General features: G+C 35.6%; 7 protein-coding genes. 1 reads left to right on the forward strand and 6 read right to left on the reverse strand.

Annotated features, from left to right (window positions below):
• Nucleotides 1-26: 26 nt before the first annotated feature.
• The 4 genes from R4Y45_RS00240 to R4Y45_RS00255 form a co-directional block, all read right to left on the reverse strand.
• Complete coding sequence (locus R4Y45_RS00240; protein WP_339968083.1) at nt 27-8,387, reverse strand: beta strand repeat-containing protein; 8,361 nt, start codon at nt 8,385-8,387, stop codon at nt 27-29.
• Between the two features lie 159 nt (nt 8,388-8,546).
• Nucleotides 8,547-10,103 carry a glutamine-hydrolyzing GMP synthase gene (gene guaA / locus R4Y45_RS00245; protein ID WP_339968086.1) on the reverse strand — a complete coding sequence of 519 codons (1,557 nt, stop codon included), beginning with the start codon at nt 10,101-10,103 and terminating at the stop codon, nt 8,547-8,549.
• Between the two features lie 71 nt (nt 10,104-10,174).
• Nucleotides 10,175-11,098, reverse strand: a complete 924-nt coding sequence (coaA, locus tag R4Y45_RS00250; RefSeq protein ID WP_339968089.1) for a type I pantothenate kinase — start codon at nt 11,096-11,098, stop codon at nt 10,175-10,177.
• Entirely contained in the window at nt 11,098-11,562 is a 465-nt protein-coding gene (locus tag R4Y45_RS00255) for an acyl-CoA thioesterase (protein WP_339968091.1), read from the reverse strand. Before R4Y45_RS00255 ends, coaA begins: the two co-directional genes overlap by 1 nt.
• A gap of 97 nt (nt 11,563-11,659) precedes the next feature.
• Here R4Y45_RS00255 and R4Y45_RS00260 point away from each other — a divergent pair, with 97 nt between their 5' ends.
• On the forward strand, nt 11,660-12,292 hold the full coding sequence (locus tag R4Y45_RS00260) for an SGNH/GDSL hydrolase family protein (RefSeq protein ID WP_339968094.1): 633 nt from the start codon (nt 11,660-11,662) through the stop codon (nt 12,290-12,292).
• Between the two features lie 18 nt (nt 12,293-12,310).
• Here the strand turns inward: R4Y45_RS00260 and R4Y45_RS00265 are convergent, their stop codons facing one another.
• Complete coding sequence (locus R4Y45_RS00265) at nt 12,311-14,326, reverse strand: bacterial Ig-like domain-containing protein (protein WP_339968096.1); 2,016 nt, start codon at nt 14,324-14,326, stop codon at nt 12,311-12,313.
• 152 nt (nt 14,327-14,478) lie between these two features.
• A complete protein-coding gene (locus R4Y45_RS00270) occupies nt 14,479-15,450 on the reverse strand; it encodes a beta-ketoacyl-ACP synthase III (RefSeq protein WP_339968098.1) in 972 nt (323 codons plus the stop codon).
• Nucleotides 15,451-15,861: the final 411 nt, after the last annotated feature.

Genomic DNA, 15,861 nt, shown 5'->3' on the forward strand with positions numbered 1-15,861 from the left:
TGTTTCATTTAGTATTAATTAATTATCTAAGCTTTAAAACCATCAATGTACTTAGCTTCAACCCATTGATTATCACTTCCTAAGCGATAGAATAATTGACCATTAATATTTTTACCTTCAAATACTTTCCATGATGTACCAGGTTTAAGTGCTTGTTCAGTCATATTACCATTACTATCACGCAAGTAAATTGCATAATTTTGTGGAACATTTCCTAAACTAACTACGCCACCTGCTTTAGGAGCTGTATTTTGCAGATATTGTGTTTGTATCCATTGATTACTATCTTTGGCATTAATTCTTGTGTAAGAAATATTATCAACTACCTTTTGATCATAGGTCTTAACATTTGCTAATGCTGATTCTGTCATATCTGACCCTGACATTTGGGTTCCTTCAGAATTCCAAATGCGAACACCGTAACCTTCAGTATAGTTTACCTTCATAGGTGTAGATGCTGGATCATCCAAATATTGTGTTTGTATCCAACTATCTTTACCCGTTGCTAATTTAGTATATGAAATACCATCAACTACCTTAGTTTCTTTCGTAGCAACAATATTTCGATAGCCTTGTTTATGATTGTCTGTTGGTACCGGCTGACCAGTCTTATCTAAACTCCAAACTAAAACATTAGCATTAGGTGTATAGTTTACCTTCGTAGTAACGGCATTTGCCATAAGTGAATTATAACCATTAATGTAAGCTTTTGATTGGTTAGCTAAATTAGGCTTAATTCCGTTTTCAAAATCTTGAGCTGCTTGTACTGCACCATCTTGGTAAGCTTCATATGCTTGTTTATAAACGGAAGCGTAAGGACCTGTATAGTCTTTAATTGGCTGACCATTTTCAACCATTGCTTGCACAGCATTAACGTTAGCATTTGTTAGACTATTTTGGTAACTTGCATACCCCTTACTATAGCCTGATTTATAACCATCTTGATAAGCCACAGGTTTTGCACTATTATCAGTTGCTGACATACCAGTTAGACCTTTTGTTTGCCCGTCTTGAGCACCTGAATAAGCTTTTTGGTAAGCATCATTTTGAATAGTGTTACCTGTATAATCGCTAGCTTTTGTTTGCTTGCCATCATTCAAGTAGTCATTCATACCTTGTGCAGCCGCTCTTGTTGCATTATAACTATCTTGATATTGCTTACTTGTACCTTCTGTTGATGCTTGAGCTTGTGCGTTTGATTTTTGTGCATCATCATGGCCGTTTCTAGCTTCTGTATAACCTTTATTGTAAGCCGCATTCTTATTGGCTGATGATGTGCCATTTGTATAATCATTAGCTCCTGCTACAAGATCATCATAACCATGATTATAGGTTTGATCAGTATTATTATTTTTATCTGCTTTAGCTAGTCCATCTACAATACCTTGATGTGCTGTATTATAGCCATCTTTATAGTTTGCATCTGAATTATCTGCTGTTGCTTTATCTGGATTTGCTAAGGCATCTTTCATACCTTGGGCACGATTATAAGCTGCTACATATTGTGCATTTTTAGCTTTTTCTCCTGTTGGTTGTGTACCAACAGCTGCTACTGCACCATCTTTGGCACCGTTATAACCTGACATATAATCTGAATTATTAGTATTTTGAGCACCATTTACTGATGGGGCTAAAGCATCTTGCAATCCTGTTCTAGCATCTTCTGATTTATCACGAGCCGTACCATAAGCATCTTGATAAACCTGTGGTTTTGAAGAAACATTTGTAGACTTATCTGCTAGTCCATCTTGTGTCCCTGCTTGAGCACCATCATAACCATTTGTATAAGCTTTATCTTTACCATATTTATCAGATTTTCCTGATTGGTTTTGGTAATCATCACTACCGGCTTTAGCTGTTTTTGAACCATTAAAGCCATCGACATATGCTTGACTTTTACCTGAAGTTGATTGATTTGAATCTGCTTTGTAAGCATCATGTCCTGCTTTAGCTTGTTCATAAGCTTGTTTGTAATTATTTGAATCACCTGTTTCAGGCTTTCCATCAACGTAATCTTTTGCCCCTAAAGTCGTGTCATAAGCATAATTATAAGTTGCTGATGGTGTTGCTTCTGATTTACTTGGAGTTTCTTGCAATGCATCTGAAACAGCTTTTTGAACTTCTTGATAAATAGCTTTTTGAGCATCAGTGTAACCGCTATCGTCTCTATGATTTTCATTATTTTTGGCATCTGCCATTGCTTTTTGGCTAACTGCTACTGCGTTATACCCATCTTGATAAGCCTTTGATTCTTTAGATAGGTCATTTGCTGATTTAACATTGCCATTGTTGTAATCATTTGCGGCTTGTTGAGCACCTGAATAAGCTTTTTGGTAAGCATCATTTTGAATAGTGTTACCTGTATAATCGCTAGCTTTTGTTTGCTTGCCATCATTCAAGTAGTCATTCATACCTTGTGCAGCCGCTCTTGTTGCATTATAACTATCTTGATATTGCTTACTTGTACCTTCTGTTGATGCTTGAGCTTGTGCGTTTGATTTTTGTGCATCATCATGGCCGTTTCTAGCTTCTGTATAACCTTTATTGTAAGCCGCATTCTTATTGGCTGATGATGTGCCATTTGTATAATCATTAGCTCCTGCTACAAGATCATCATAACCATGATTATAGGTTTGATCAGTATTATTATTTTTATCTGCTTTAGCTAGTCCATCTACAATACCTTGATGTGCTGTATTATAGCCATCTTTATAGTTTGCATCTGAATTATCTGCTGTTGCTTTATCTGGATTTGCTAAGGCATCTTTCATACCTTGGGCACGATTATAAGCTGCTACATATTGTGCATTTTTAGCTTTTTCTCCTGTTGGTTGTGTACCAACAGCTGCTACTGCACCATCTTTGGCACCGTTATAACCTGACATATAATCTGAATTATTAGTATTTTGAGCACCATTTACTGATGGGGCTAAAGCATCTTGCAATCCTGTTCTAGCATCTTCTGATTTATCACGAGCCGTACCATAAGCATCTTGATAAACCTGTGGTTTTGAAGAAACATTTGTAGACTTATCTGCTAGTCCATCTTGTGTCCCTACTTGAGCACCATCATACCCATTTGTATAAGCTTTATCTTCACCATATTTATCAGATTTTCCTGATTGGTTTTGGTAATCATCACTACCGGCTTTAGCTGTTTTTGAACCATTAAAGCCATCGACATATGCTTGACTTTTACCTGAAGTTGATTGATTTGCATCTGCTTTGTAAGCGTCATGTCCTGCTCTAGCTTGTTCATAAGCTTGTTTGTAATTGTTTGAATTACCTGTTTCAGGCTTTCCATCAACGTAATCTTTTGCCCCTAAAGTCGTGTCATAAGCATAATTATAAGTTGCTGATGGTGTTGCTTCTGATTTACTTGGAGTTTCTTGCAATGCATCTGAAACAGCTTGTTGAACTTCTTGATAAATAGCTTTTTGAGCATCAGTGTAACCACTGCCATCTTTATGATTTTCGCCAGCTTTTGCATCTGCCATTGCTTTTTGGCTAACTGCTACTGCGTTATACCCATCTTGATAAGCCTTTGATTCTTTAGATAGGTCATTTGCTGATTTAACATTGCCATTGTTGTAATCATTTGCGGCTTGTTGAGCACCTGAATAAGCTTTTTGGTAAGCATCATTTTGAATAGTGTTACCTGTATAATCGCTAGCTTTTGTTTGCTTGCCATCATTCAAGTAGTCATTCATACCTTGTGCAGCCGCTCTTGTTGCATTATAACTATCTTGATATTGCTTACTTGTACCTTCTGTTGATGCTTGAGCTTGTGCGTTTGATTTTTGTGCATCATCATGGCCGTTTCTAGCTTCTGTATAACCTTTATTGTAAGCCGCATTCTTATTGGCTGATGATGTGCCATTTGTATAATCATTAGCTCCTGCTACAAGATCATCATAACCATGATTATAGGTTTGATCAGTATTATTATTTTTATCTGCTTTAGCTAGTCCATCTACAATACCTTGATGTGCTGTATTATAGCCATCTTTATAGTTTGCATCTGAATTATCTGCTGTTGCTTTATCTGGATTTGCTAAGGCATCTTTCATACCTTGGGCACGATTATAAGCTGCTACATATTGTGCATTTTTAGCTTTTTCTCCTGTTGGTTGTGTACCAACAGCTGCTACTGCACCATCTTTGGCACCGTTATAACCTGACATATAATCTGAATTATTAGTATTTTGAGCACCATTTACTGATGGGGCTAAAGCATCTTGCAATCCTGTTCTAGCATCTTCTGATTTATCACGAGCCGTACCATAAGCATCTTGATAAACCTGTGGTTTTGAAGAAACATTTGTAGACTTATCTGCTAGTCCATCTTGTGTCCCTGCTTGAGCACCATCATAACCATTTGTATAAGCTTTATCTTTACCATATTTATCAGATTTTCCTGATTGGTTTTGGTAATCATCACTACCGGCTTTAGCTGTTTTTGAACCATTAAAGCCATCGACATATGCTTGACTTTTACCTGAAGTTGATTGATTTGAATCTGCTTTGTAAGCATCATGTCCTGCTTTAGCTTGTTCATAAGCTTGTTTGTAATTATTTGAATCACCTGTTTCAGGCTTTCCATCAACGTAATCTTTTGCCCCTAAAGTCGTGTCATAAGCATAATTATAAGTTGCTGATGGTGTTGCTTCTGATTTACTTGGAGTTTCTTGCAATGCATCTGAAACAGCTTTTTGAACTTCTTGATAAATAGCTTTTTGAGCATCAGTGTAACCGCTATCGTCTCTATGATTTTCATTATTTTTGGCATCTGCCATTGCTTTTTGGCTAACTGCTACTGCGTTATACCCATCTTGATAAGCCTTTGATTCTTTAGATAGGTCATTTGCTGATTTAACATTGCCATTGTTGTAATCATTTGCGGCTTGTTGAGCACCTGAATAAGCTTTTTGGTAAGCATCATTTTGAACACTATCATTTTTGTAATCATCAGCTTTTGTTTGCTTGCCATCATTCAAGTAGTCATTCATACCTTGTGCAGCCGCTCTTGTTGCGTTAAAACCTACCTTATATGCTTGTGAGCTTCCATCTGGAATTGTTGCTGTCGTTGGATTATCTGTGTAAGCTTTATAACCCTTCGCTGCATCTGCATAAGCATCTTTATAAACTTGTGATTTTGTATTATCTGAACTAGGGTCTTTTACTCCAGCATTAAAGTCACTAATTCCGTTTTGATAATCGTTATATCCCGCTTGATAAAATGGTGAATTACTTGCTGCAGGATTAACACCATTTTGGGCGTCTTGAATTCCTTTAGCTGTTAATTTATAACTATCAGACTGTGAATCGTCATTAGGATTAGAATGTGAACTTTCTCTTAAAGCTTTTTGCATCCCTTGTAAACTGTCATAACCTTTTTGATAATCATGACTTTGTTGAGATTTATCTTTATTGTCATAAGACGAATCCAACGCCTTAGAAGCACCATCGTAGGCATCGTTGTAACTTGGTGACTGACCATCTTGTTTTGAAACTTTTGGATTAGCTGTTACATCTTTTATTGCTTTTAAAACATCTTTACCAGCATTATATCCATTTGTGTACGCTGATTGAACAGAAAGATCTTGGCTAGCTGCGTTATTCTGTTTATCAGCTATGGCATCATTATAACCTGTGGTATTAGCAGTATAATCTGCTTGACCTTGATTAAAACCTGTATCATAAGCTGTTCGTTGATATCCGTCTGGATAATTATTAGATCTATTGTTAGTAGTATTGCTTTGATAGCCATCAGTATATCCCGCTTGAGCTATATCATAACCATTTTTGTAAGCGGTATTCGCTGGGTATCTTGAATCAGATGTTGGCTGATAACTATTATTATTACGATTATTAATAAAAGTTTGAACTCCTGCTCTGCTGTCAGCAATTGTTGTATCTTGTGCTAAGTTATTAGCATCACTTGCACTAATTTGTAGCTGTTGGTTATCACTACCAACAATATACTGACCTTGGACAGATAATCTCTGAATTTGAGCAGCTGTTAAGTTGTTAGGAAGCGTAATAGCAAATGGAATCGAATTATTATCACTATAATCTTGATCTTTCGTTGATTTTAGATTATAGGAATTCTTATCAATTTTATAATTATCATTAGTGTAGGTCCCACCTTGCGAAGTATTTCCGACAAATGCACCTAAATATATAGGATAACTCTTGTTACTGTAATTGGATTTAGCAGAATCCATAAATTGGTAAGAACCCGACAGAACTAAGTTACCTGTGTTTTGATCTCTATTTAACTTCAAGCTATTGGAATCAAGCTTAAAGTTAGGAGTGGCTAAGAAATTCATAAACCTTGTCTTACTTGTATCACCTGCATTATCTGAAGCTCCAGCTCCCCCATAGTAAGCAATGTTATTCTGATCATTTACTTGACTACTATTCAAGTTAGTTCCCTTAATCGAATCACCTGTATTATTACTTGAAGGTATTAAGACATTACCATAAGGAACCCCATTCAACGTTACGTTATTTAGGTTTAAGTTATTATTTGTAAATAAAGAACTTCTTGTTCCGGTATTATCTCTCAAATCAAAAGTTAAGCCATTAGCCTGTTTTCCACCTAATGTATAGGTTTTATCAGCAGGATTGGATATATTTACATTTGATCCTACACTAAGTAATGAGATATTAGAACTCCCATTCGCATACATTCCAATATTTGCTTTATTTTTTATATTCAAGCTACCAGACACATAAGCTAGAGTATTTGATGCACTGGAACTATTATCATTACCTAGTTTTTCTACAATAAACTCACCATTATCCTGAGCAGTTAAATTACCTCCAACATAAATAGGAATCTGACCATTAGTTAAAGATCCATCTAATTTAATACTAAAAGCTGAATTGCTATTAACATTAATTGAACCACCACCTAAATAAAGTGCAGAAGAGAGTTGAGGGTAAGTATTAGTAGTCTGTGGTTCAATATTTAAATGCGCACCGTCATTAATGTTTAATACACCGCTATTCATATAAAGACCAACTGCGTAGCCGTTATATGCATCTTCAGGATTAGTAGCACCATTATTTCGAGGATACAAGTTAACTCTAGACCCTGAATTCAAGGTAACGTTAGCTGTACCATTTAATTCTAAGACATTCCCATTATTTGTATATCCATCGTATTCACTATCTTTTTCAAAAATAAGTGTTGCAACTTGCAAATTTTGTTGATTAGTGTATCCTGCAGGCATATTAATTGTCCCTGTTCCTGGATTATCTGCAGGGTTATCAAGTATTTGGTTACGGTCATAGTTAGGATTTCTTGAATCAATATAGACTTTGTTGTTGACATGGACTTCCGAAGCAGTAGCATAAGCTAATTGCGGACCATAATAATTGATATTATCATACCAAATTTGGCCACTAGCACCTCTTTTTGTAATTGGACCATAATACGCTGTCCCATACATTGTAATGTCTTGGATTTTTAAAGGGTCTGTAGAATTTTGTGAATAGTTATAACTTGCAAAATCTACAGTATGACCACCACCATTGATAGTTAAAGCCTTATTATAAGCTTGAGATCCTAAATCTCCATTTGCAAATCCAGGTACATTAGATTGACCACTTAATTGCCACATACTAATATCACGAACTACTTTGATATTTTTAATACTTGTGTCTAACATAGCAGAATTTAATTGAGTAGCATTAGATGCCATTACTGTTTGAGTAGCGTTTCTAATATCTTGACCTTTAGCATATGCACCTAGGTAATCATCATTATTAACTAACGTTGCATCATTTGCTTTTTTATTATTAGTACCATCAACTACTGCGTTGTAGGCCATGTTATAACCATTTTGATACTCAGGTGATTGACCTGCTAGATTCTTCAATCCCGCTTTTGATCCATCAAGATATCGATTGTTCATATTAGCATCATTCTGTGCTGCAGCAGTACCTTCTGAAATTCCTTTTTGATAGTCAGATTCAGGATTCTGTTGTTGGTTAGGTACTTCTGTACCTGTTGTAGAGCCTCCATTGTCACTTGTATTTGTTGTAGAGCCTCCATTGTCACTTGTACCTGTTGTAGAGCCTCCATTGTCACTTGTACCTGTTGTAGAGCCTCCATTGTCACTTGTACCTGTTGTAGAGCCTCCATTGTCACTTGTATCTGTTGTAGAGCCTCCATTGTCACTTATATCTGTTGTAGAGCCTCCATTGTCACTTGACTCAGAAGTATCAGCTAATACGTGATTTTCAACATTTGAAGTATTAAGAGCAGCTCCCCCAATTAAAGCAAAAGTTGCTAAGGAAGCCACAACCCATTGTTTCTTAACTTTTTTCATTATTTTTTTTTCATTCGTTTTTTGTATTTTATTTTTATTATACATCCGGTTCTCCTTTTAAAAAAATAAAACATCATAATAATTGATGTAATTATAAGTACGCGTTCATTCTACATCGTTACATTAGAAAAATCAAAACTATATATTAATATTATCAAACTAAAAAGCTTTGAACCGTAAGGCCCAAAGCTTTTACAATATTAATTATTCCCACTCAATAGTTGCAGGTGGCTTAGATGTAATATCGTAGACGACGCGGTTAATGTTTTCAACCTCATTTACGATACGAACTGAAATGTGTTGTAACACATCCCATGGAATTTTAGCAAAGTCAGCTGTCATGCCATCAATTGAAGAAACGGCACGAATACCGATTGTGTAGTCATAAGTACGACCATCACCCATAACACCAACTGAACGGAATCCAGGTAATACAGTAAAGTATTGCCATACTTCACGTTCAAGACCAGCGTTTTTAATTTCTTCACGTAAGATGTAGTCACTGTCACGAACAGCTTTTAATTTTTCTTCAGTTAATTCACCGATAACACGAATTCCAAGACCTGGTCCTGGGAATGGTTGTCTCCAAACAAGGTCTGAAGGCATCCCTAGTTCTTCACCAAGGTGACGAACTTCATCTTTAAATAATGTGTTAAGTGGTTCAATCAAGCTAAATTGCATATCTTCTGGCAATCCACCAACGTTATGGTGACTCTTGATTGTTTCAGCTGTAGCTGTACCACTTTCGATGATATCTGTGTAAAGTGTTCCTTGAGCAAGGAATTCAATTCCATTTAGCTTAGTTGCTTCATCATCGAAGACACGAATAAATTCATTACCAATAATTTTACGTTTCTTCTCTGGATCACTAACGCCTTCAAGTTTAGACATGAAACGGTCTTTTGCATCAACCTTAATAATGTTAAGTCCGAATTTTCCCTCTAAACTTTCCATCACTTGGTCAGCTTCACCTTTACGTAGTAAACCATGATCAACGAAAATACTTGTTAGTTGGTCACCAATTGCTTTGTGTAGTAAAACACCAACAACACTTGAATCAACCCCACCTGAAAGTCCAAGAAGAACTTTTTTGTCGCCAACTTTTTCACGGATTTCAGCAACTTGTTGTTCAATAAAGTCACCCATTGTCCAGTTAGCTTCAGCTTTAGCGATTTCAAATGTGAAGTTACGTAAGATATCCATACCATAATCAGTATGACGAACTTCCGTATGGAATTGAATACCGTACATATTCAATTCTTTGTTTTCGATAGCTGTAATTGGGGCATTTTTACTTGTTGCCACAATGTCAAAGCCGGCAGGTGCTTCGATTACTAAGTCACCGTGGCTCATCCATACTGTTTGCTCTTTTGGTGTATTCGCAAACAAACGGCTTGTTTCATCTGTTACTTGAATTGGGGCACGACCATATTCGCGGTTATCTGCGGCTTCAACACGTCCACCCAGTTTGTAAGACATTAATTGAAGACCATAACAAATACCCAAGATAGGAATACCTAGATTGAAGATTTCAGGATCAATACTGAAAGCACCTTCATCATAGACACTCATTGGTCCACCAGAAAGAATAATCCCTTTAGGATTAATGCGTCTGATTTCGTCGGCAGAAGTTGTGTTAGGTAGTAATTCTGAGTAAACACCTAAATCTCTAATTCTGCGTGTAATCAATTGATTATATTGACTTCCATAATCAAGCACGATAATTTTATCTGCTTGCACACTGTCGATTGCTTTTGACAAATTGGCCACTCCTTTATACTAATTAATAAAAATTATACGTGATATTTCATCACGTTTCAAATAAACTTTTTCTAATACTTGCGAAGTAAAACCCGGTCAATCACGTGATGTTCACCCTTATGCAAAATCACGTTTGCACGTGACTTTGTTGGGGCAATGTAGTCACGCAAATTGACTAAATTGATATTTTTCCAGACATCTTTGGCCACTTGATAAGCCTTTTCTTCACCCATTTCAACAAATTTCGCATAGAAGTTTGTTGAATCTGTTTTGGCATAATCAAATAACGTCTTAAATCGCTTCAAGAACCAAGATTCAATTAACTCCTCATCAGCATCTAGGTAAATTGAAAAGTCAAAGAATGCCGTTAGAAAAATATCTGAGTTAGGTGGCAACTGTAAAATATTGATTCCTTCAATAATCAAAATATCAGGACAATTCACAACCTCATACTCATCTTTAACAATATCATAAATGCTATGAGAGTAGACAGGATATTTTACATTTGATTGCCCTTGTCTAACTTGCAATAAGAATTCATAAAACTTCTGCATATCATAGCTTTCAGGGAATCCTTTTTGTTCGGTTAGGTTTTGACGTTTTAAGTCTTCATTAGAATACAAAAAACCATCAGTAGTCATTAACTGTACACTTAGTTTTGGGAACAAGCGATCAATCAACGTTCTCAATAACCTCGCCGTTGTACTCTTACCAACTGCCACACTTCCTGATATTCCAATAATAAAAGGACTTTTGTGTTGGTTAGTTTGTAAAAACTGATTTTGTTTTTGGTGTAAATCACGACGATTATTCCAGTGAATCTGCAAGAGTTCAATCAATGGATAATAAATTTCACGTACATCTTGCAATGAAATACTATCGTTCAATGCTTTGAGTTCTTGCAATTCCTCTTCACTAATAATTTCTTCAAAATGGTACTCAATTAAATCTTGCCAATCTGCTCTTGAGAAAGCATGGTAATTTTTAATGGACATTATAAGTCACCTTTTTTTAGTAATTTGAATACGCGTTGATGTGTTTTTTCACGCGTCGTCACACGATTTTCAAAGTTTTCTTGTAATAATTCTTCAATGTCAGTTTGACCTTCAATTGTCGGTAAAACCACATCTTTGTCAACAGTCACAAACGTAAATACCGCATAGTTAGTCAGCTTATTGCGACTATTATAGACCGCAGCAAGTACTTCTGCTATCCGCTTTTTAGTTTGTAAAACTTGTGCACGAATCGTAATGGTTTCACCCAAATCAATCGGACGCATAAAGCGAATCGTATCGACACTTCCAGTCACCATTCGGGCAGTTGTTAAAGTTTGGGCAGCACTTGCCATCGTATTATCTAAAATAGCCATCAAGCGACCGCCAAACAAGATGCCACCACTATTCAAATCTGATTCTTCTACGGTAAATTGGTATTGAACCAAAGTTTCTTTCATTAACATTTTTAATCTCTCTTTAAAAAAATTTGTCATTAGGTCTATTGTAATCTACTATTAAATAGATAGAAAGTTTTAAACTCAAAAAGTTAGGAGGGTTCTCATGGCCAAAATCTTACTTTTTGGTGATTCCATTATGGGCGGTTTCAAGAATGGTCGCCACACTTCTGCCATCACCAAACCGATTCAACAAGCTTTTCCAAAAGACACCGTCATCAATGTTTCCATTTCTGGTGCCACAACTGATGATGCTTTAGATTACTTATCATTAAACGTTTTAAATGCAAAACCACATGTTGTGGTCCTTGCTTTTGGTGCTAATGATGCGGCTGTTAAACTTGGAATGACACCTGGCCGATTTAATACTAATTTGAATCGCATCATCGAAAAAATCGGACCTAAAAAAGTTATCTTAGTTTCACCACCATACACTAACTGGCGTGTTGCTTCAAACCAATCATGGCCTCGCATTTTACAATTTGAATTAGTGGCAGAGCATGTGGCTCACACTTATCATTTACCTTATCTTGATCTGGCTGAAGAAATGCAAAAAAGTACACATGTTAATCGCTATCTTCAAAAAGATGGTATCCATTTTTCTGATTCTGGTAACCGTTTACTAGTGAAAAAATTAATTCCATTGATTGCTTCTAAAGTGAAACGTAAAACTTTTAAAAAACGTCCTTATTCTGCTAGTAAAAATACCGTAACTAAACAAAAAAACCAACAAGTTTAAACTCGTTGGTTTTTTGTTTTAACTTAATTTAGCAAATTCTGCCTGAATCCATTGGTTTTCATTACCAATTCGGTAATAAGTTTGGCCACCGATTTTCTTTTGAGCAAAGACTAACCAAGAAGTGCCTGGCATAACCGTTTGACTTGTCATATCACCTCTGGCATCCCTCAAGTATACAGCGTAATTCGTAGTTGGCGTGTTACCTACTGTCGCGATTGCTGTTAAATCCGTTTCGACCGAATCCGATAGATACTGCCTTTGTACCCAAGTTTGACTATTTGCACTACCAATTCGAATATAGCTCATACCATCCACAACTTTAGTGTCAAAGCCCGTTACTTGACTATTACTTGGTGTATAACTACCAGTTAGTGGTTGAAGTTGACCATTTTGATCAAAAGTCCAGTTTTGCACACCATAGTTTGGAATATAGTGAATGGTTCCTGACACACCGATTAACTTTTGAATTAGGGCTTCAATATCACTTGGTGATGTCTTGAGTTGTGATTGATTTAGGATATCTCTTAATCCATTAAAAGTAGTTTCATCATCAATTTTCTTCAAATCTGACTGTTTCAAACTGTCAACGTAGTTATTGACTGTTTGTTTTTGACCAGCTTCTAATGAAGTTGATTGATTAACGTAGTCTGTAATTTGTTTAGCTTTTTGATTGGTTTGATAACGTGCTTGTGATTTTGTATTCAACAATTGATTTTGTGAATCATCAGTGTTGTCTGTTTCCTTAGCTGGTTCTTTGACCGTAATCGTAGCTGTTTTCTTTTGACTACCGTAACTATAAGTTAATTGATAAGTCCCCACTTTTTGCGTATCTACGGTACCTTCAACACTAATATCATTGCCAAAGTTCACATGTTCTCCATAATCATCAGTTGCTGAAACAAATGCGTCTTGCTTATCGAATGATTGACCCTTTGTGAGGGTAACATCTTTAACAGATAGACTTTGGCGGCTATCTGTGATGCTATATGTTACAAGTGTCTGTTGGTGCCCATATGATCCTTTAATTTCAATTGTAAAAGATTGTGGTAGTGATTCGTTATCTAACACCTTCATCAAAATTTGATTATTTGTTGCATCATACTTAAATTGAATACCATATAAAGATTCACTCCAGTCATCGCTTTTAATATTATCACCAATTCCACTATCCGGACCGGTTGAAAAAGAGACATTCATTTCACGCGAATCATCCTCTTTCACTGCCTCTCCTGTTCCTGATTCACCAAAGGACACACCTGTTGTAATTGTTAAATTTTTTATTGGAATAATTGTATTATTTTTAAGAGGTTTAATAGGTAAATTTTTACTTATTTTTTGATTTCGACTAGATGGATAATCACCATAAGATGTGTCAAAGTTCATCCCAACAAATGAACTCCAATCCGTTATCTGATTATTGTCTGCCGTCCAATATCGCAAACTATTTCTATTAGCAATCATTTGCGAGCTTTGATTTGAAAAAACACTAACATCTGATATTTGGTTATCATCCGCTCGAACTACTTTCAGATTAGATAAATTAGATTTAGCATAAAAATTGATATCTGTAATTTTATTTTGACTGACATTTAACGTTTTTAAATCAGATAAATTAAATCCCGTACTTAGTTGATTACTTGATAAATTATTACCACTCAAATCTAATGTATCCAAGCTTTCAGGTAACTCACTATAACTAAACATCTCATAACTATTTAAATCAGAAGCAAAATTAACATTATGAAAACGCAATTCTTTTAAATTTATTGCTTTTTCAAGTCCTTTCAAATTAGTGATATTTGTATCTTGAACATTTAATTCTGTTAAATTTTCAATGTTAGCTTGTGTTATATTGTCCGTACCCAACTGCCTTTCAACAGCTTGTTGTAAATTCTTATCCGGCATCCAATTATCAAGTGTTTCATCAGCTTGAACTACACTAGTAGATACTGAACTATTTGTTAACTGCTGTGCACTCATCAACAATGTCGAAGCTAACAGACCTGTTGATATGTATTTAAAACTTTTTTTCATTATAATTACCTCAATTCTTAATAAAAATAACCCGTTTACTTCTACATATAATCATATTTTAATAGCTTAATCTTTACAATTATAAAGTTTTAAATTAAAAAGCAAAAAATTAACTATCTATAAGTAAAACCATCAATGATAACCTAATTAGGCTAAAATTGTAACAAGACACACCCATAAGTAAATCCTGCGCCAAATCCAACTAATAGTACTTTTTTGCCAGTCAAATCAACTTCACTATTCATTAACTGGGCTAATCCAATCGCCATACCTGCAGCTGAAGTATTTCCATAATACTCAACATTTCGAGAAAATTTATCTATTGGCTGGTGGATTAATTCGGCTAACTTTTCAATCAACCGTAAATTAGCTTGATGGGTAACGTAATAATCAATATCATCAACAGTTAGCTCGTTTTTGGCTAGGAAACTTTCAATATAACTTGGAATTGTTGACACAACTTGTTGATAAACGCCACGACCATGCTGGTGGAAAGCCCCAATTGAGGGATAATTATCCACAGATAAATCGTCGATTGTATTCACACGACCTGAATAAATCAAATCTTGATCATCGACTGTGTATAAATTCTCATTGATAAATTGTGGCTGATTACCAGTTCCTAACAAAACACCACCTGCACCATCACCAAAGAACACACTACTTGTTCGATCTTTAAAATCAAGCATTTTTGAATTGACGTCTGAAGCAATTACCAATACTTTTTTATATTGACCTGATTGGATGAATTTATCCGCCGTACTTAACGCTGACATAAAGCCTGAACAAGCTGTATTTAAATCAAAGGCCCACGCATTCTTGGCTTTCAATTCTTTTTGGATAATGGCTGCTGTGGCTGGTGCCAAACTATCGGGAGTAAAAGTGGCCACAATAATCAAATCAATCTCTTCTGGTTTGGTGTTTGTTTGTTCAACAAGTTCAAGTGCGACGTCTGTTGCAAGCTGGCTTGTATTTTCACCTTCAAGACTCATGCGGCGTTCTTTAATGCCAATATGAGACTGAATCCAGTCATCTGATGTCTCCATAATTTGTGCTAAGTCGTCATTTGTAACAATTGTTTTTGGAACTTTATGAGTTGCTCCAAGTATTTTTGAAAAAACCATGCGGACTCCCTTTTCTTAATTTAAAATTCAATCATTAAAATTATAGCTTAATCATACCCCTTTGACCAAGGCATTTAAAATTTCTTAAAGGTTATGTCAAGCGTTCATGTAAATTACCTTTACAAAAAAAAATACTATGTTATATTTAACTTATTATAGAATAGAGTTAAAAACGACAAGTTAGACGAGTACTGTTTGAACCCTATAAAGCGAATTGAGGATAGTGAAAGCTCAATCTAGGCTCTTTGAACACGAATAACACTTTCTTTGTTTCTAGCTGAACTAATCACTGATTACAGTAGGACTAGACGTGACTAACCCGTTATCGTTAGAGAGCATTTTTTGTGCTTTTAAAGTGGTTATTCGTAACAATTTGGGTGGTACCGCGAAGTCTTTCGTCCCTTTACTGGA

The sequence above is a fragment of the Holzapfeliella saturejae genome (genome assembly GCF_037546065.1).
In the GTDB taxonomy this organism is placed as follows: domain Bacteria; phylum Bacillota; class Bacilli; order Lactobacillales; family Lactobacillaceae; genus Holzapfeliella; species Holzapfeliella saturejae.